The organism is Delftia sp. PE138 (genome assembly GCF_018320755.1).
GTDB lineage: Bacteria > Pseudomonadota > Gammaproteobacteria > Burkholderiales > Burkholderiaceae_C > Comamonas > Comamonas tsuruhatensis.
On record NZ_JABEPN010000005.1, the window covers coordinates 140,924 to 160,021 of the forward strand.

The 19,098-nt window shown below is 68.5% G+C and carries 12 protein-coding genes and 1 tRNA gene; 10 read left to right on the top strand and 3 right to left on the bottom strand.

Features of this window, described 5'->3' with window-relative positions; translation table 11 throughout:
- Window positions 1-17: 17 nt before the first annotated feature.
- From HFGMBDPB_RS18110 to HFGMBDPB_RS18120, 3 genes are all read right to left on the bottom strand, one after another.
- Window positions 18-1,817: an SAM-dependent methyltransferase gene (locus HFGMBDPB_RS18110; protein WP_212645957.1), complete on the bottom strand. Its 1,800-nt coding sequence runs from the start codon at window positions 1,815-1,817 to the stop codon at window positions 18-20.
- A 70-nt stretch (window positions 1,818-1,887) separates the two neighbouring features.
- The gene (locus HFGMBDPB_RS18115) at window positions 1,888-2,988 is read right to left on the bottom strand and encodes a M15 family metallopeptidase domain-containing protein (protein WP_034364978.1); all 1,101 of its coding nucleotides are present in this window, start codon (window positions 2,986-2,988) and stop codon (window positions 1,888-1,890) included.
- Between the two features lie 45 nt (window positions 2,989-3,033).
- Window positions 3,034-4,056: a hypothetical protein gene (locus HFGMBDPB_RS18120; RefSeq protein WP_249343538.1), complete on the bottom strand. Its 1,023-nt coding sequence runs from the start codon at window positions 4,054-4,056 to the stop codon at window positions 3,034-3,036.
- 591 nt (window positions 4,057-4,647) lie between these two features.
- Here HFGMBDPB_RS18120 and HFGMBDPB_RS18125 point away from each other — a divergent pair.
- The 10 genes from HFGMBDPB_RS18125 (at window position 4,648) to HFGMBDPB_RS18170 (ending at window position 19,086) form a co-directional block, all read left to right on the top strand.
- Window positions 4,648-4,737 (top strand) — tRNA-Ser (locus HFGMBDPB_RS18125).
- A gap of 584 nt (window positions 4,738-5,321) precedes the next feature.
- Entirely contained in the window at window positions 5,322-6,506 is a 1,185-nt protein-coding gene (gene wecB / locus HFGMBDPB_RS18130; protein WP_016449882.1) for a non-hydrolyzing UDP-N-acetylglucosamine 2-epimerase, read from the top strand.
- 99 nt (window positions 6,507-6,605) lie between these two features.
- Entirely contained in the window at window positions 6,606-8,837 is a 2,232-nt protein-coding gene (locus tag HFGMBDPB_RS18135; RefSeq protein WP_212645958.1) for a hypothetical protein, read from the top strand.
- 42 nt (window positions 8,838-8,879) lie between these two features.
- Window positions 8,880-10,601 carry a glycosyl transferase family protein gene (locus HFGMBDPB_RS18140; protein WP_074924255.1) on the top strand — a complete coding sequence of 574 codons (1,722 nt, stop codon included), beginning with the start codon at window positions 8,880-8,882 and terminating at the stop codon, window positions 10,599-10,601.
- Window positions 10,598-13,465 (top strand): NfrA family protein, encoded by a 2,868-nt coding sequence (locus tag HFGMBDPB_RS18145; RefSeq protein WP_212645959.1) that lies wholly within the window; start codon window positions 10,598-10,600, stop codon window positions 13,463-13,465. The genes HFGMBDPB_RS18140 and HFGMBDPB_RS18145 overlap by 4 nt, the downstream gene beginning before the upstream one ends.
- Before the next feature lie 54 nt (window positions 13,466-13,519).
- Complete coding sequence (locus HFGMBDPB_RS18150; protein WP_212645960.1) at window positions 13,520-14,560, top strand: alginate O-acetyltransferase AlgX-related protein; 1,041 nt, start codon at window positions 13,520-13,522, stop codon at window positions 14,558-14,560.
- 3 nt (window positions 14,561-14,563) lie between these two features.
- The gene (locus HFGMBDPB_RS18155; RefSeq protein ID WP_133073582.1) at window positions 14,564-15,697 is read left to right on the top strand and encodes an alginate O-acetyltransferase AlgX-related protein; all 1,134 of its coding nucleotides are present in this window, start codon (window positions 14,564-14,566) and stop codon (window positions 15,695-15,697) included.
- A 13-nt stretch (window positions 15,698-15,710) separates the two neighbouring features.
- Window positions 15,711-17,291 carry an MBOAT family O-acyltransferase gene (locus HFGMBDPB_RS18160; RefSeq protein ID WP_016452417.1) on the top strand — a complete coding sequence of 527 codons (1,581 nt, stop codon included), beginning with the start codon at window positions 15,711-15,713 and terminating at the stop codon, window positions 17,289-17,291.
- Window positions 17,292-17,313: 22 nt separating this feature from the next.
- On the top strand, window positions 17,314-17,553 hold the full coding sequence (locus HFGMBDPB_RS18165; RefSeq protein ID WP_016449889.1) for an acyl carrier protein: 240 nt from the start codon (window positions 17,314-17,316) through the stop codon (window positions 17,551-17,553).
- Between the two features lie 69 nt (window positions 17,554-17,622).
- On the top strand, window positions 17,623-19,086 hold the full coding sequence (locus HFGMBDPB_RS18170; RefSeq protein ID WP_212645961.1) for an AMP-binding protein: 1,464 nt from the start codon (window positions 17,623-17,625) through the stop codon (window positions 19,084-19,086).
- The last annotated feature ends 12 nt before the right edge of the window (window positions 19,087-19,098 follow it).

Here is a 19,098-nt window from a genome sequence, read left to right on the forward strand (position 1 = left end):
CCAGCCTATGTCCTGGCCTATGCCCCGGCCTGCAGACGCGCCGCGCGCTGCGCCAGCCGCTGCTGCTGCGAGGCACGCAGGGCAGCGATCTGCGCCAGGATCTGCTGCTGCTTTTCCATCAGGCGCTGCGTGTGCACGCCATGGGCATCTCCCGCCAGGCCCTGGGCGATGCAGGCGAGCGCGCGCCCCGGGTCGCCGCACTGCTGCCAGGTGTAGGCCAGGTTGAGCTGGGTGCGGGCATCGCGCGGGTCTATGCGCTCGGCCTGCAGGTAGGCGTCATGCGCGGCAGCAAACTGCTCCTGGCAGAACAGGCAGTCGCCCAGCACGTTCCACAGCCAGGTGCTGAGCCAGGGGTTGAGCTCCAGCGCGCTGCGCGCCAGCTCGATGCCTGCCGCAAAGTCCCGCAGCTGCAGGCCCACGAACTCCGCCACCTCGCCCAGCAGGCGCCAGTCGCGCGGGCTGCGGGTGATGGCCTGGCGGTAGCTTTCCAACGCGGCGTCCTGCCGGCCCGACTCCAGGTGCGTGCGGGCCTCATGGGCCGGGGCCTCGAAGAACTGCTGCGCGTCGGCGCTGAAGCGGTTGAGAAAGGCGGCCGCCGTGCGCTCGCATCCCTCGCCGATCAGCAGCCGCGCATGGATGGCCCTTTGCGCATCGCCCGAAGGCGCCAGCACCTGCCAGCCCTCGCGCCCGAACAATTGCGCCAGCAGCGGGAAGTTCAGGCCGATGGCGCTGGTGCGGCCAAAGCGCTGGGAGGCGCCCGACTGGGCCGCCGCCTCGGGCGTGCAGGCGCCGTAGTCGTTGATGAGCACCAGGCCCTTGGGCGCCAGCCGCTGCTGCAGCGTCTGCAGCGCGTCGAAGGCGCCGTGGTTGACCAGCAGGCGTGTCGCGTCCTCGCTGACGGACAGGGCGGCATCCACCCAGGGCGACAGTGCCGCGTCGCCGCAGTCGAAAAATCCCGTCTCCTGCTCGAACAGGCCCACCAGGGGCAGCAGGCGCGCGCGCTCGGCCGCATCCGCGTGATCCACCAGGGCGCGGATCTCATGCGGCGACAGCGCGGTGTACTGGCGCACGAGCTGGGCATCGTCCGTCAGGCGGGTGCGTATGCGCAGCTCCTGCACCGGCCCGCCATTCTGGCGCCGCACGACGGTGGCGGGCAGCACATCCAGCACGTAGTTGCAGAACACGGCATGCAGCGGCGGCAGCGGCACCGTGCTGCCGTCGTGCAGCCGAACGGCCTCGGGGTGCATGGCGTCGCAGCAGCCTGCCACGACCTGGCCGCCAAACTCGGCAAACAGGCCGCGCTCGTGCCACTGCGCAACGGTGCGCGGCGAGCCGTCTGTCACGTAGCAGACCAGCCGCTGGTCGAAATCACGCCCTTCCTGCTGGCACAGGTGCCGGAAGGCCTGCAGGAACATGCGCGCGAACAGGCCGCAGCCCGCGCCCAGCTCCAGCACGGCAATCGTGCCCTGCGGCGCCGTGTCCGCGCAGTGATGGAACAGCAGGGCCGCCGCATCTTCGGAGAGGCGGCCGCTGTTGTTGACCACATAGGGCACCTCGTTCTCGGCAAAGGTCAACAGGCCCGCCTGCGCCCAATGCAGATGGCCCAGCTCCCACTCGATGCTTTCGGTGATGGGCCGAAAGTCCTGCAGCAGTTGCGAGGCGACGCGCACACCGGACAGCACGTCCTGCGGCGCACGGACCGCAGCGGGCGGCCCGGTGGGCGCACCGGCAGAGGCGGCAAGGGACAGGGAAATGGGCATGGACATGGGCAAGGGCACGCGCAGCGCGGCCTCGCCCTTCGAATAGTCGGTTCTCAAGATGCTTTCTCCGGGAGATGCACGGCAGTGGCGCCTGCTCGCGCGGCAGGCGGCAGACGTCCGGCCGGGCTCAGGGCACGGGTGCCCACTTGGACCAGTTCAGGTCGGCCTGCTCGAAATCGGCCTTGAGCATGCGGCGCATGGCGGCCACCTCGTCCTGGGTGATCTGCGTTTCCTTCACCTGCTTGCCCGTGGCCAGGGTGCGGGCCTTGGCCAGATCGGCCTTGGTCACGGAGGCCGTTCCGGCCCAGATGGACTTGGCCGAACCCACGGTGACCCAGTGCTTGCCCTGGGACTGCAGGTCGGCCTGGTAGGCGGATTTCCAGCGCATGTTGTTCTGCGAAACGGCATTGAGCAGCTTGGCCAGCGAGCGCTGGTTGCTCACGCCTTCCTGGGCGAAGGCCTGCAGGTGCACGCGCTCGAACTTCAGCGGCAGCAGGCCCTGCTTGGCGGCCAGGCGGTCGCGCTCATCCCACCAGCGCGCGGCATCGGCCGCTTTGGCGGTGTGCAGCTGGTTGAGCCAGTCGGCATCGGTGACGATGCTGCCGTCGCCCTTGACCCACTGGAAGCGCTTGAAGCCGATGTCGGCCGCCCGGCCGAAGTTGTGGTTGCTCTCGCCGGGGCCGGCCTTGGTCTGGGTCTCTGCCGCCTGCTGGGCAAAGGTGCGGCGGCGGCCGGTGGGCGTGATCCACAGCGCGATCTTGTGCGTGTCGTACATCTGCTGCACCAGGCTGGCCAGCTTGGCGCGGAAGGTGGGCTCGTACTCCGCATCGTTGGCAATGGCGGCCTTGCTGGTGGCCGCATCCTGGGCCTTGGCCTCGATATACACCGTCTTGGAGTTGTTCGCGGAGCGCATGTTCTGGTGCGATGCGGGCAGCATGGCGCTGAGCTTGGCCACCGTGGCGCCACCGGCTGCCGCCAGGCCCAGTGCCTCCTTGGCGCCACCGGCCTGCGGCTGGCCGGGCGCGGCCTTGGCCGCCGCCAGCTTGTGGTCGTTCTGGAAACGCTCCAGCGCGGCGCGCGTCTGCGCGCCGTAGCTGCCGTCGTAGTCCACGCCCAGATAGGGTGCATTCTTGGCGTCCTTCACCACGCGCAGCATGGCCTGCAGCAGGGCCACGTCATGGACCTGGTTGCTGCCGCCCTCGCCTACGCTGTCCTTGATGTCTGGCATGTGTCTTCCCTCTTTGCGGTTGTCGGTGTCACGCGCTGCTCGGGCTCAGCGGGCGGGATCGGTCTTGCGTTCAGGTTTCCGGCCGGGCGCCTGTTCCGCCTTCGGCAGCAGATGCGCCAAAGGCACCGTGCGCGGCTGCAGCCTGGCCGAGCAGGCACGCAGCCGCAGCGATTCGGCATGCGCCTGTGCCATATCCGCGGCCACCTGCACCAGGGCGTGATGCGGCGCAGCTCCTGCGGGGCGTGTGAGCACCACGGCATAGCCTCCCAGGCAGTCGGCCTGCTGCGCGCGCGCTGCACGCGCAGCGGCCACCCCGGCATAGCGCGCAGCCACCACGGCCTGCACGGCAGCCGGCGGCGCCGATGCCTGTTCGGCAAACGCCTGCCGGCCTGCGTTCCAGCGCAGGCTGCGGGTCTCGATCTGGTCGGGGGCGTCGTCCTGCGGTGAGTCATAGCGCACCAGCAGCACCGGGATCCGGCCCGTGGGCGCCAGCACCCAGCTTTGGTAGCTGCCTGGAGGCTCTTCGTACTGCCAGGCCAGATGCGGTCCCTGGGCCGTGGCGACATAGAGCGCATGGCGGCGCTTGGGATGGTCGAAGCCGCCCATCTGCGTGACCAGCAAGGCGCGCGCCCCGCCTTGCGCGCCGGGCAGGCGCAAGGTCCGCGCCGCGGCGGTGACCGTGCCTTCTTCCTCGCCGGTCGTCCAGACGCGCGTGCGCTGCGCGGCCTCGGACAAGGGATCGCCCACGCCGTACAGCGGATCGGATGGCGCCAGCTGGGCCTGCCCTCTTGAAGCAGGCCAGGCCAGCGCCGCTGGCTTGCCTTGCTCCATACCGGCACGCACCAGCCTCAGTTCGAAGGGACAGGCCGACGCCGTGCAGGCAGGCAGGGACAACTCATAGGCAGGCGCCCCCTTGGCCGTGCCGGACGGCAGGCTTTCCAGCACCTGCCGCTGCAGCCCGGCAGCGAACGCCGTCGTACCCAGCAGCGCCACAAGCCCGAAGGCCAGTGCGGGCAATACCGGCGTCTGGCGAAATGGAGAATCGGCGTGCATTGAGTGGGAAGCCATGGCGATAGCGAGTTCCTATGATTTGCCAGACGGAAATCCGTTACTGCTGCATTTCATCGGCGCAGGCATTTTCCACAAGCTCCCATTTGATGTCTGTTGCAAAATGCATCCAACGCCGCATGAAGGAAATTCGTCCCCCGCAATGCCTCCCGGACCCCGTGCAAATACCGATTCATTGGCGGTGTTTTTTCAAGAAACCTCAACAATATCAATAGCTTGCACCAACGCAGCTGGGCAATGAAAATACCATCTTGTACACATGAAAAATGTCGCCACAGATGGACGGTCCGCACCGGAGATTCACACCGCATTCCGGCACCTTCCATTTACACGAACTCCATTACATTTTCCACCCTGAAAATCAGTGGATGACCACCAGGCGCATGCATTGAACCCATCGCAAATCCGTCCCATGTCACGGTATTGCCTGCCGTCACTACCCGCCTGTCCGCGCCCGGACAGGCAACACCCGGCATTGCCACGGTTGCACTGCAGGCCTTGAGTGGGGCAACCATCGCCGCACGGGCCAGCGCGGCCGGCACCAGTTTCTTACCGTGGACGCCCGAAATCACTGCTACAATCGAGGGCTTCGGAGAGGTGGATGAGCGGTTTAAGTCGCACGCCTGGAAAGCGTGTGTGGGCTAATCCCCACCGCGGGTTCGAATCCCGCCCTCTCCGCCATACACCCAGCAAAACGGGCCCCTACACGGGGCCCGTTTTCGTTTCCGGGCCTGCATTCGGCCCGGGTCCTGCCCCGCGCAGCCTCGCGCCGCATCCACCCGGCAGGCCGTCAGCGCATCAGGGAAAGTCACAGGCTGCACCTGCCCCTCAAGCCTTGCGCAGACCCCTGCCTGGGCATGCAATACGCAGGTGTCCGACAGGCACAGCCTTGTTTCAGTGATGTACTAGCTGCAACAAAGCACCCAGGCGCGCAGCTTTGTGCAACCGCAGCGCGGCGCGAACAAGCATTCAGGCCCAGCCGCAAGAGGCTTGCAGGGTGAGAGATCCGACGGAGGTTCCAAATGGAAAGCAATGTCACAAAATCCCTTCAAGTCCTCTTAATTTCCGTCAATTTCACTCAATTGACGATAGTTTTCAATCAGAGACGCCAAGCCGATCGAAAAAGCCAAAAACCCGACGTATATTCCACACCGCCTTGCAGCCTGCCCGGCCTGCCCTCGGGCTGAGACGGCCCCCGCTCTCCGGGCGCGGAGCACCAGAACAACGCAGGAGCGAAGAGCACAAGAAGACGCAAAGGGGTTGGCATGAAAATTCTTTCGTTTTTCGGGACCCGTCCCGAGGCCATCAAGATGGCGCCGCTGGTGACGGCCCTGTCGCAGACGCGCGGCATCGAAAGCGTGGTGTGCGTGACAGGCCAGCATCGCCAGATGCTGGACCAGGTGATGGATCTGTTCGGCCTGCAGGCCCGGCACGACTTGGCCGTCATGCAACCCAGCCAGACACTCAACGGCCTGTTCTCCCGCGTGGTGGCGGGCGCCGACGGCGTGCTGGAGCAGGAAAAGCCCGACTACGTGCTCGTGCACGGCGACACCAGCACGGCCACGGCCTGTGCGCTGGCAGCATTTCACCGGCGCATTCCCGTGGGCCATGTGGAAGCCGGCCTGCGCACGGGGGATCTGGCCCAGCCCTTTCCCGAGGAAATGAACCGCCGCGTGGTCGATGTGGTCAGCCAGTGGATGTTCGCGCCCACGCCCACGTCGCGTGCCAACCTGCTGCGCGAGAACCTGCAGGGCCGCATCGCCGTGACCGGCAATACCGTCATCGATGCGCTGGCCACGCTGTGCGACCGGCTCGATGCCCGGCCCGAGCTCGCCCGCGACATTGCCGGGCGCCATCCCTGGGTGGACGCGCAGCGCCCGCTGCTGCTGGTCACGGGCCACCGGCGCGAGAACTTCGGCGAAGGCTTCCAGAACATCTGCGCCGCGCTGGCCGAGCTGGCGCGGCGCCATCCGGACCTGCTCATCGTCTACCCGGTGCACTTCAATCCTGCCGTGCGCGAGGTGGTCATGCGTACGCTGGGCGGCATGGACAACATCCGCCTCATCGATCCGCTGGACTATGTGGACTTCGTCTGGTTCATGCAGCGGGCCCGCATCATCCTGACCGATTCCGGCGGCGTGCAGGAGGAAGCACCCTACCTGGGCAAGCCCGTGCTGGTGATGCGCGATGTGACCGAGCGGCCCGAGGCCGTATCGGCCGGCACCGTGCTGCTGGTGGGCACGCAGCGCGCGCGCATCGTGGCCGAGGTGAACCGCCTTCTGACCGATGAAGGCCACCGCGCCTCGTTCGCGCGCCGCATCAATCCCTATGGCGACGGACGGGCCTCGCAGCGCATCGTACGGGCCTTGCTGGGACAGCCCTTCGAGGAGTTTGCCGCCGGACCGGCAGGCATCCTCGCCACCATGGGCAAGGGCCTGGCGCCGGCCTGAAGGCCGCCAGTCCCAACGCAACGGCAGCCGCCCTGCAGCAACTGAACGTGTCACGAATCGCGTCACGAACCGAGCACCGAAGTGAAAAAGAGGCCCCCCATGCAACCGACCATCCACCGCCATTCGTTTTCCCGCACCGGGGCCCGCTGGGCGCTGGGTTCGCTACTGGGCCTGGGCGCCCTGTTCGCCCAGACGGCATCCGCCTCGGCGCTGGGTGACGCCATACGGCAGCTGGGCGCCAGCGACGGGGTGCAGCGCAGCGTCACGCTCAAGGAGCTGGGCATTGTCGACCCGGTCGTGCTGGCCGGCACGGCCACCCAGGACTTCTACCTGCCCGTGCCGCGCGGCCTGCCTCTGGGCGATGCCAGCATCGCCTTCGATGGCCGCTACCTGAAGGGAGAGCCGGGGACCTCGACCGTGGTGATCTCGCTCAACGGTACGCCGGCCGTATCCCAGACCGTGCCGGACGGCGAAGGCACGCTGCAGCGCAACCTGCCCGTGGCCCAGCCTGCGCGCGCCAGCGACTTCGTGCGCCTGGGCGTGAACTGGCGCAACCGCAACAACAGCCAGCAGCGCTGCGACGAAAACCACTCCCTCGCCAACTCGCTGACCATCTCGCCGCAGACACGCCTGAGCTACCGCGTGGACCCGCGCGATGTGCGCACCATCGAGGATGTCTGGAACACCCTGCCCGTGCGCACCACCGTGCTGGTGTCGGGCAGGCAGCTGGAGCAGGCCTCGTTCGACAGCGCCTGGCGCATCGGTGCCAGCCTGCAGCGCAACAACAGGCGCATGCAGGTACGGGCCCTTCCTGCCGTGGGCGAGGTGATCGACCTGCGCGGCCTGGAGGTTCCCGCCGCCCTGGCCGGCGTGCCCGCCTTTGCCGCGCTGCGGGGCGCCGAGCCCCAGCACAAGCTGGCCAGTGACGCCGAACTGGGCGCGCTGCTCATGCTGGGGGCCGCCCAGGTCAGCGGCGACATCGTGGTGGCCGACAAGGCACTGCAGCAGCGCCTGACCGCCGCCTTCGCAGCCCTGCAGGCCCAGCTGGCGACCGACCCCGATGCGGGCCAGGCGCTGCAGCAATGGCGTGCCCGCCGCGCGCCGCTGGCCAGCGAGGCGCTGGCCTCGCAGCAACTGCGTGCCTTGCCCATGGGCCGCCAGATGGTGCTGGCCGTGGCCTCCGATGCGGGTGCGCGCGTGGCCGGCCTGCAGGAGGCCGCCCTGCAGCGCCTGCTGGTCAGCGACAACGTGACGGTGGCTGCGGCCCAGCCCCCGCAATGGGACGAGGCCAAGGGCATACGCCTGTCCAGCCTGGGCGGCAGTCCCGACAGCTTCGACGTGCTGTCGCGCGGCGAGTGGACGATGAACTTCCCGCTGAGCGCCGTCGCCTCGCAGGGCCGGATGCCGGGCGAGATCACGCTGTACGTGGCCGCAGCCCCCGGCGCCTCGGCCACGCGCCCCGTGGCCACGCTGTTCTGGAACGGCATGCTGCTGTCGGCCCGCCAGCTGGACGCCAACGGCCAGCCCGAGCGCCTGCGCGCCCGCGTGCCCGGCTACGCGCTGGGCATCAACAACACCTTGCGCGTGTCGGTGCAGCGCCAGCCCTACTCGGCCGACTGCAACGAGATTCCCCAGCCCTATCCCGCCAGCGTGCTGCCGGCCATCAGCTATGTGACGCCCGGCAAGGCCGAGCCCAACGGCAGCTTCATCGGCCTGCTGCCCCTGCTGGGCGCCAGGTCGCAGCTGCTGGTGCCTGCCAGCTACCTGTCGGCCGCGCCGGCCGCGCTGGAGCGCATGGCCAACCTGGCAGCAGCCAGCGGCCTGTCGGCCTCGCAGGCCGAGCTGGTCGTGGCCCAGGCCGATGCGCCCGCCAAGCCTTCCATGCCCTTCGTGGCCATGGAGGTGCCGGTGGACGGCGCCAAGCCCCTGGTGACGGTCACGGACGGTCAGCAGCTGCGCATTCGCGGCAAGTCGCTGGACTGGCTGGACATCAAGGGGCTGAAACAGCTGTCCTCGGCCGAAGTGGTCACTGCCGGCGGCCAGCAGGGCGTGCTGTGGCGTGCCATCGGCGAGTGGACTGGCGGCCTGGGCGAGCCCTTCCTGCTCAATCGCGGCAACATCGCCGTGATCGGCGGTGACGGCCCGCTGGCCTGGGTCGACAGCAGCAACCCCGATGCCGGCATTCCGTCCGGTCCGCGCGAAGGCGCCTTCCACGAATGGCGCAACTTCCTGTCCTGGAGCGTGCCCGGCATCGCCATTGCGCTGGTCGTGGTGGTGCTGCTGGTGCTGCTGGCCTGGGCGGTGGCGCGCAGCAAGCAGCCCAGGCACTGAGCCGGGCCCGAGCCACGATGACGACGGCATGAGGCGATCACCATGATCTCTTCCCTCTACTGGCCCTACCTGGTGGCCGACTACTACCACGCGCTGGAGATCACCAGCGCCGTGGTGGCCGTCATCATCCTGCTGTCCAGCATCGATGACCTGTTCATCGATGCCTGGTACTGGGTGCGCGAGGCCTGGCGCGCGCTGACCGTCAAGCGCCGCTACCAGCCGCTCAAGGCACAGCAGTTGCAGGAGGTCGAGGAAAAGCCGCTGGCCATCATGGTGCCGGCCTGGCTGGAGTACGACGTGATCGCGCCCATGCTCGAGAGCATGGTGGGCACGTTGGACTACAAGAACTACATGATCTTCGTGGGCACCTACCGCAACGACGAGCGCACCAAGAACGAGGTGGAGCGCATGCGCCGGCGCTACCGCCAGCTGGTCCGCGTGGAGGTGCCGCATGACGGCCCCACCTGCAAGGCCGACTGCCTCAACTGGATCGTGCAGGCCATCTTCCAGCAGAACACGCTGCAGCCCGAGCCCTTTGCCGGCCTGATCCTGCACGACAGCGAAGACGTGCTGCACCCGCTGGAACTCAAGTACTACAACTACCTGCTGCCGCGCATGGACTTCATCCAGCTGCCCGTGACCTCGCTGGAGCGCGAGTGGTACGAGCTGGTGGCCGGCACCTACATGGACGAATTCGCCGAATGGCACACCAAGGACCTGGTGGTGCGCGAGAGCATGTCGCACATGGTGCCCTCGGCCGGCGTGGGCACCTGCTTTTCGCGCAAGGCGATGGAGGAACTGGCCGCCGAGACCCATAACCAGCCCTTCAACACCGACACGCTGACCGAGGACTACGACATCGGCGCGCGGCTGGCGCGCCGGGGCATGAAGCAGATCTTCGGCAAATTCCCCGTGGACTACGTGATACGGCGCAAGCCGCTGTTCGGCCTGGGCAAGGAAAAGGTGTCCACCCTCACCATGCCGCTGGGCATACGCGAGTTCTTTCCCAACACCTTCAAGACCGCCTACCGGCAAAAGGCGCGCTGGACGCTGGGCATCGGCCTGCAGGGCTGGAGCCAGGTCGGCTGGGCCGGGCCGCTGTCCACCAAGTACCTGCTGTTCCGCGACCGCAAAGGGCTGGTGACCTCCTTCGTGGCCATCCTGGCCTATCTGCTGCTGCTGAACTTTCTGGTCTTCCTGCTGGCCGACCACATGGGCTGGTGGACGGTCTACTACCCCTCCCTGTTCGCCCCCAATGGCTGGCTGGTGACGCTGATGAGCGTCAACGTCGTCGCCCTGCTGCTGCGCGTGGTGCAACGCGCATGGTTCGTCTCGCGCCTGTACGGCTGGGAGCACGCCTTGCTGTCCGTCCCGCGCATGGTGATCGGCAACTTCATCAATGCCATGGCAGCGGCGCGCGCCTGGAAGCTGTTCATCGTCCACCTGGTCACGGGCAAGCGCCTGGCCTGGGACAAGACCATGCACGACTTCCCCTCCACAGACCAGTTGGTGCACCAGCGCCAGCGCCTGGGCGAGCTGCTGCTGTCCTGGCAGGCCATCGACGAAACCCGGCTGGCCAGCGCGCTGGAGATCCAGCGGCGCGAACGCCGCCCGCTGGGCGCCATCCTCATGGAGCAAGGCTGGCTCGACGAGGCCACGCTGCGCGAGGCCATCAGCTTCCAGCAGGGGGAGCCCACCGATCCCCCGGCACATCCCGGCTTGGCCGCAACAGGCAATCCAAGCACACCAAGGGCCGGCATATGAAGCGTCTCGCACCCCTCGTTCGCCCACTCACCCTGGCCGCCCTGCTGGGCGCCGGCTGGAACGCGCCGCCGGCCTGGCCGCAGGCCGCAGCAGCCGTCAAGGCCGAGGCGCCGCTCAGGGGCCGCGCATGGCAGCTGGCCAACCAGGCCTATGCCCATTACCAGGCCGGCCGCTTTGCGCGGGCCGCCAGCGCCGCCGCATCGGCCATACAGCTGCGTCCCGACCTGTTGCGCCTGCGCATGCTGCTGATCTACTCGCTGCAAAGGCAGGGCAAGAACGAGGAAGCGCTCAAGGCCATCGCCTCGGCCCGCGCCGCCGGGATGGACGAGGCCACGCTGCAGCAGGCCGAGACGAATGTGCGCGCGGCTGCGGCAGGCGGGGCCGCCGCAGGTGGCGGCGCGGCCACGGCCTCCGAGGCCTACACCAAGGCCTTTCCCATCGCCACCGAGGCCTACGCCGACTACAACGCCAGGAACTACGCAGACAGCGCGCGCAAGGCCGAGCAGGCCTTTCGCCTGGACCCCACGCAAGGCCAATGGGCATTGCTGTGGATTGGTGCGCTGGAAGCCCAGGACCAGCTGGGCGCCGCCATCGAGGCCGCAGATGCCGCCCTGTCCCTGGACCCACCCAACAAAAGCGACCTGGTGGCCAAGCGCCAGACCCTGCGCCGCAGCCAGGCCGTGCTGCCCGCGCAAAAGGCCTACCAGGCGCTGATCGCCAACAACCCGGCGCAGGCCGTGCCCTTTGCGCGCGAGGCCGTGGCGCTGGCGCCGGGAACGGCATCGCACCGCTTGCTGCTGATCACCTCGCTCATGCTGGCCGAGCAACTGCCCGACGCGGAAAAGGCTGCCGACGAGGCACTGGCGCAGGACAACGAGGACACGGCCGCCCTGGGCATGCGCGGCTACATACGCCAGCGCCAGGGCAAGACCACGCTGGCCAACGAGGACTTCGACGACGTGCTCAAGCAGGACTGGCTGGACGAAAAGCAATCGGCCGACCTGCGCCTGATCGCGGCCGACGCAGCCCTGGCTGCGGGCGACGCGGCACGCGCCCGCGCGCTGCTGGCGCCCATGCCGGCGCAGGATGAATCCGTGGCCCGCCGCCTCAAGCAAGCCGATGGACTGCGCCCGGGCCGCGACACGCCCATGGTGGCCGATACGCGCGGTGCCTCGCAGACCCTGGCCATGGCCGACTACCCGCCGCCGCTGCAGGACTGCCGCGACACGCCCTACGGAACGGTCTGCGAGCTGCAGCCCTCCGATGCCCAGGGCGCAGGCGGCCCCAGCGCCCAGGCCTATGCGGCCTACGCGCGCCAGGACTACAAGGCTGCCATCGAACATGCGCAAACGGCCGTGGAGCAGGACCCCGACAACGAGCAGCTGCAAAAGCTGCTGACCACCACGCTGGCCGCAGGCAACCGCGACCAGCAGGGCCAGGCCCTGCTGCGGCTGGACAAATCCCTGTCCCTCACCCCCAACGACGCCCAGCTGCTGATGCAGCGCGGCTACCTGTACTCGCGCCAGGAAGAGCCGGCCAAGGCGCTGCAGGATTTTCGTGCCGCCCGCGCCACGGGCGAGGCGCCTGCGGGCGCCATGCTGGACGAGGGCTATGCCCTGGCCGGCACCGGCGACAGCCGGGGCGCCGTGCACACCTTCAAGCAAGCCATCGACCTGGACGATGCCGGCACCGCCAAGCTGACGCCGGGCCAGCGCGAGAACGCGCGCAGCGCCGTCTCCGGCTACTCGCGCGAATGGGGCGCCATCGTCTCCCTGGGCTACCGGGGCGCGCGGCCGGCGGGGCGTGCATTCTCGGACGGCATCCTCACCCAGGCCGGCGACGCCGTCTTCGGCACGGCCGAGGCCTACTGGCGCCCGTCCAACTTCCTCAACTCATCGACGCGCATCTTCGATGTCTACGGACGGCTGGGCAGCACCTTGCATGACGGGGGCGGCACCACGCTGGGCCAAAGCGCCATCGACCCCTGCACGGGCCTGCCCATCAATGTGCAGGCAGGCGACAACCGCGGCATCTCGGGCCTGCCCACCACCACGGGCTCGCTGGGCATGCGCTTCACGCCGTCCACCAAGTACGCGCTGACCTTCGGCATAGAGCGCCAGTTCAACATCGGCTCCGCCACGCGCTCGGGCTTCATCACGCCTGAATCGCCCCAGCTGCGCTGCCTGATGAGCGGGCGCGATCCGCTCAACCCCACGGGCCCGGCACTGGGCAATCCCATCTCGGCCAAGTACAGCGCGGGCGCGGGCCAGGGCGGCTGGCTGGCCTATGTCACCCACGGCTTCTACGAAGGCACGGGCCGGCGCACGGACCGCTCCAGCTGGTTCACCATGGAAGGCTACAGCCAGGCCGGCTATGCCAACCAGAGCATGGCCTCGCGCTTCACGCTGACAGACCAGACCAATGGCGCCCTGGTGGGTGACGGCTCGGGCCGCTACAAGCGCGAGCAATGGTTCTTCTCCACCGAGGCCCGCATCGGGCGCAGCTTCCGCGCCGACGGCATCAACCAGGGCCTGGTGATCTTCCCGTTCGGCGTGGTCGCGGCCGACTGGATCAAACAGAGGAACCGCGTGCAAGTGCGTTCCCTGCAGGCCGCCCCTGGCGCCACGCCCACCGCAGCCCAATTGGCCGCCCAGCAGGGACAGACCCTGGCCCTGCAAGGCAATGGCAGCAGCTGGTCGGCCAGCGCCGGCGTGGGCATCAGCCTGCGCCAATGGTTCCGCGAAAGCCACTACAGCACGGCCCAGTCCTATCTGGACTGGTCCATGCAGTACCGCTTCAACATCGGCGGCGGCCAGGCCGACCGCGCCAAGGGCCTGTTCATGACGCTGACGCTGTCCTATTGAAAGCCCCGCCCCGCCGCCGCCACCACACAGACAAGAGAAAAGGAGAAAGCTCCCATGGATTCGACCAAGCAAGCACCCCGCCCCGCCCTGCACGGACTGCGCTCGGGCATGGCGCGCGCCGCACGCGGGCTGGCCGGCTGCGCCCTGGTGCTGGGCGCGCTGGCAGCGCAGGGAACGGCACAGGCACAGGCACAGGACAGCTCCTCCATCGTTCTCAGGGGCAAGGACGGCTGGCTGTTTCCGGGCTGGGGCAGCCTGACCCAGGTGGACCGCGCCGGCATCACGGAATCCACGCGGCTGATCACCGAGGCGCGCAACCTGCTGGCCGCGCGCGGCGTGAAGCTGCAGGTGCTGCTGCTGCCCGACAAGGTGCGCTTCTACGCTGACAAAATGCCCGATGGCAAGGCCATGAGCGCCGATGTCCAGGGCCGCTACAAGCAGGTGCTGCAGGCGCTGCAGGGCGCAGGCATTCCCAGCTTCGACGACGAGGCCGTGCTGCGCACCGTGCGCGACAGCGGCAAGGACGTGTTCTACCGCACCGACCAGCACTGGACCCAGGCGGCGGCCGACGCCACGGCCGAAGCCACGGCCCGCATGGTCCAGGGCGAGGTGCCCCAGCTGGCGGGCCGCGCCGGCAGCGGCCTGGCCCTGGGCGACACCGTCACCGAGCGCCGCTATGGCGACCTGGCCGAGCTCTTTCTCACCGCCGAAGAGCGCAAGCAGGTGGGCCGCGAGGTCTATACCGTGCGCCGCCAGGCCCCCGCCAAGGGCCTGCTCGACGACGAGCCCGCGCCCGTCCATGTGACGGGCCACAGCATGGTCCAGCCCTACTTCGGCTTTCCGCAAAAGCTCTCCAGCCTGCTGGACCGCCCCGTCTCGCTGAACTGGAAGCCCGGCAACGTGGGCCAGTGGACCATGCTGCTGGAGTACCTGGAGTCGCCGGCCTTCAAGTCCCACAAGCCCCAGGTGCTGGTGTGGCAGATGTTCGAGCCCACCTACAGCTACGGCCCCAACGCGGCCGGCCAGTGGGACAACGCCTCCCTCATGCCCAGCGCCACCTGGCTGGAGCGGCTGCGCGCCGCACTCAAGGGCTGACCCGTGGACCAAGCCGCGCAAGACCTGCAAACCGACAAGGGCCACCGGCGCAATGCCTGGATCTGGGGCGCCCTGCTGCTGTCGGGCCTGGCCTGGGGTGGCTGGTCGCTGGCCCGCCACGGCCCCAAGGCCGGCGAGCTGCAGCTGTCGGCCTGGCTCGATGGCCGCGCGGGCACGGCGCTGAACAAGGGCCTGCGCCTGCCTGCGCAGTCCTCGCTGGAAACCGGCCAGGCCGCGCTGCGCTATCGCCTGCTGGGCGATACAGGCGCGCAGGTGGCCCTGGGCTGCCCGCAGTGGATGTTCTACCGCGACGGCCTGCGGCCCCAGCCCGGCACGGGCGCCGCGCCCTTCGAGGCGCGCCAGCGCCTGTTGCGCCACTGGACACGGCAGTTGCAGGACAAGGGCATTGCCACCCTGGTGGTGGCCGTGCCCGACAAGTCGCGCATCGAGGCCGACCATCTGTGCGGCCTGCCCGTGGCCCCCGTGATGCTGCAGCGCCTGGACCTGTGGCAGCAGCGCCTGCAGGCCGACGGCATTGCCTTTGCCGACCTGCGCCCCGCCCTGCAGGCCCAGGAGCAGACGCAGCCCGTGTTCTTTCGCACCGACGTGCACATGAACGCCGAGGGCGCACGCGCCGCCGCCCTGGCCGTGGCCCGGGCCGCGCTGCCGCTGCTGGGCGGGCAGCGCGGCAGCCAGGCCTTCGAGGAGTCTGCACCCGGGCCGCTGCAGCCCTTGCCCGGCGACCTGCTGGCCCTGGCCGGCCTGGCCGACGCACCGGCAGGCTGGCGCCCGCAGCGCGACGAAATACGCCCCCAGGCCATCACCCCCGTGCGCGGCGGCGGCCTGCTGGACGAGACGCCGCCCGTGCAGGTGCTGCTGGCCGGCAGCTCCAACGGCCTGCGCAGCAATTTCGCGCCACAGCTGGGCCGCGCGCTGGGCCATGAAGTCTGGAACCTCAGCATGGATGGCGGCCAGTTCAGCGGCGCCATGGTGTCCGCCCTCAAGCGCCGCGCCTCCTGGCCGGCCAGCCTGCGGCTGGTGATCTGGGAGTTCTCGGAAAACACCTTGTCCCTGCCCCTGACGGACGATGAAAAAGCGGCGCTCAAGGAGCTGGACGCCGCCTCCCCGCCTGCGTGAAACCGCCCGCTACATGCTGTTCAACTCCTATCTTTTCCTGCTGCTGTTCCTGCCCATCGCGCTGGCGGGCCACTACCTGGCCGGCGCCATCAGCCTGCGGCTGGCCGCGTTCTGGCTGTGCCTGACGTCCTTCGTCTTCTATGGCTGGTGGAACCCGCAGTTCGTCGCCCTGCTGGCCCTGTCCATTGCCTTCAACTACGTGGTGAGCCGGCTGATCCTGCGCTTTGCCGGCCATGCGCGGCTGCAGGGGCTGGTGACTGCGCTGGGCGTGGGCGCGGACCTGGCGGCACTGTTCCACTACAAGTACTTCGCCACGCTGTTCAACTTCCTGGGCGAATGGGGGCTGACGCAGGGCGGCATGCACGAGCTGATCCTGCCCCTGGGCATCTCGTTCTTCACCTTTACCCAGATCGGCTACCTGCTGGACTGCCGCTCGGGCATCGTCAAGGAACGCAGCCTGCTCAGCTACGTGCTGTTCGTGACCTTCTTCCCGCACCTGATTGCCGGGCCCATCCTGCACCACAAGGAAATGATGCCGCAGTTCGCGCAGCCGGATAACTACCGGTTCCGCGCGGACAACCTGTCCATCGGGGGCACGCTGTTCGTGATCGGCCTGGCCAAGAAGGTGCTGCTGGCCGACGAGATCGCACCCTATGCGGACGCCGGCTTCGCCGCGCCCGGCGAGCTGCAGTTCTGGGCCGCCTGGGGCGCCAGCCTCAGCTACGCGCTGCAGCTGTACTTCGACTTCTCGGGCTATTCGGACATGGCCCTGGGCCTGGCGCGCATGTTCGGCATCCGTTTCCCGCTGAACTTCAACTCGCCCTACAAGGCCGGCAGCATCATCGACTTCTGGGCGCGCTGGCACATGACGCTGACGCGCTACCTCACGGCCTACCTGTACTACCCCGTGGCCATGGCCATCTCGCGCGCACGCGAAAAGCGCGGCCTGTCCGTGGGCTCCAGCGCCGCGCGCACGCCGGGCGGCTTTGCGGCCACCATCGTCGTGCCCACGCTGTTCACCATGGGGCTGGCGGGCATCTGGCACGGCGCCGGCCTGCAGTACGTGATCTTCGGCCTGCTGCATGCCTTCTACCTGTCGGTCAACCATGCCTGGCGCATCTTCGTGGTCAGCCGCAAGCCGGCCGCCGCCCGCAAATCGGGCCGGGGCGTGCAGGCGCTGTGCGTTGTCATCACCTTCATCGCCGTGCTCATCGCCCAGACCTTCTTCCGCGCCCACGGCGTGGGCGACGCCATGCTGCTGCTCAAGGGCATGGCCGGCCTGCGCGGCGTGGAGGCGCTGGAGTCGCTGTCCCACGTCCAGGGACTGGCACTGGGCGATGCCATCCGCCTGGCCATAGGCCACCATATGCAGCTGGCCCTGGTGCTGCTGCTGCTGGCCATTGCCTGGTTCACGCCCAATGCCCACCAGATCCTGGGCCGCTTCTCGCCCGCCATGTTCAAGGTGCAGGAAGCGCCCCGGGCCTGGATGCGCTGGCGCCCCAGCGCGGGCTGGACGGCCGTGACCCTGGTCCTGCTCTTCCTGTGCCTGGTCAACCTGCACAAGGAAACCCGCTTCCTGTATTTCCAGTTCTGAAACGCCTGTTGGAGAAAAAAGCATGTCCCACAATGACATCGAAACCAAGATTGCCCAGATCATCGGAGCCATCATCCTGACCTCGGTCGAGCCCGATACGCTGCTGCTCGAATCGGGCCTGGTGGACTCGCTGTCCGCCGTGGACGTGGCCCTGGCCATCGAGAAGGAATTCGGCGTCAAGATACCGCCATCGGAGATCGACCTGCACCTGGAGTCCGTGCAAACGCTGGCGCAGTACGTGGCCGAGCAGCGCAAGGCGTGATGAGACGCCGGCACTGTCGGCCCGGCCTGCGCAGCCATCCCCATCCACCCACCGCCGCAAGGAGCCCGCATGCGATTCAGTTTTGACCGCTTCGACTTCATCGAGCCCGACGCCGGCACGCAGCGGCCGGCCGTCATCGATGCCGCCGGCACGCTGAGCTGGCAGCAACTGGCCCAGGCCGTGGAGCAATGGGAGCAGCAGGCGCTGGCGCGCGGCGCTCGCCGCGACGAGCCGCTGCTGATCACGGGGCACAAGGAGACGGCCTTTCTCGTGGCCATCCTCGGCTGCCTGCGCCTGGGCGTGCCCTTTGTCCCCGTGGACGTGATCAACCCGGCCGAGCGCATGGCGCGCATCGCCACGCTGGTGCAAGCCGGCCTGCACTACGACGCGCAGGCCCGCAGCTTTGTGGACACCGGCATCGCCGCGCAGCCGCTGCAGGAAAAATCGCTGGCCTACATCATGTTCACCTCGGGCAGCACGGGCGATCCCAAGGGCGTGCAGATCGGGCGCGAGAGCATGGGCCTGTTCGCCGGCTGGATACGCGACTGCCTGGCCCTGGGCGAGGCGCCGGTGTTCATGGACCAGATGCTGTTCAGCTTCGACTTTTCGCTGTTCAACTGGATGGGCGCCCTGGTCACGGGCGGTGCCTGCGTGCTGTGCGCGCGCGAGACCATTGCCGACCGCCAGGCCTTTGCCGCCTACCTGGCGCGCACCCATGTGAACGTCTGGGCGTCCACGCCCTCCTTCGTGCGCCAGCAGCTGCTGGATGCCGACTTCGACCAGCAGCACCTGCCCGACCTGCGCGTCTTCGTCTTCGGCGCCGAATCGCTCACGCCCACCGTGGCCGAGGCGCTGTGGAGCCGCTTTCCCCAGGCGCGCATCATCAACTCCTACGGCCCCACCGAGGCCACCTGCTCCACCACCTGGGTGGAGATCGACCCCGCGCTGCGCCAGCGCGCGCCGCTGCCCTTTCCCATCGGCCGGGCCAAGCCCTATGCCGATGTGTTCCTGGACGAAGGCGAGATCTGCGTAGCCGGCGACCATGTGATGCGCGGCTACCTCAACCGCCCCGACCTGCACGCCACCCGCATGTTCATGCGCAACGGCAAGCGCGGCTACCGCACGGGCGACCTGGGCGAGATCGACGGCGAGGGCCTGGTCACCTTCCACGGCCGGCGCGACGACCAGATCAAGATGCACGGCTACCGCATCGAGCTGGCCGAGGTCGATGCCGTGCTGGCCACCCTGCCCGGCGTGCGCGCAGGCGCGGCGGTGGCACTCAAGCGGCCCGACGGCTTCATCGTGCGCATGATCGGCTTCGTGGACCTGGACCGCAGCGGCCCGCCCGGCATGCACCCCCTGCCCGAAGACCTGGCCGGATGGCGCGAACTGCTGGCCCAGCGCGTGCCGCCCTACATGATTCCGTCGGAACTGCTGGCCTGCCATGGCTTTCCGCTGACCCAGACCGACAAGGCCGACCGCAAGCAACTGGAGCGCATGTACCTCGACTCGCGCATGCGCCCCGCCCAATGAAACAAGGATCTG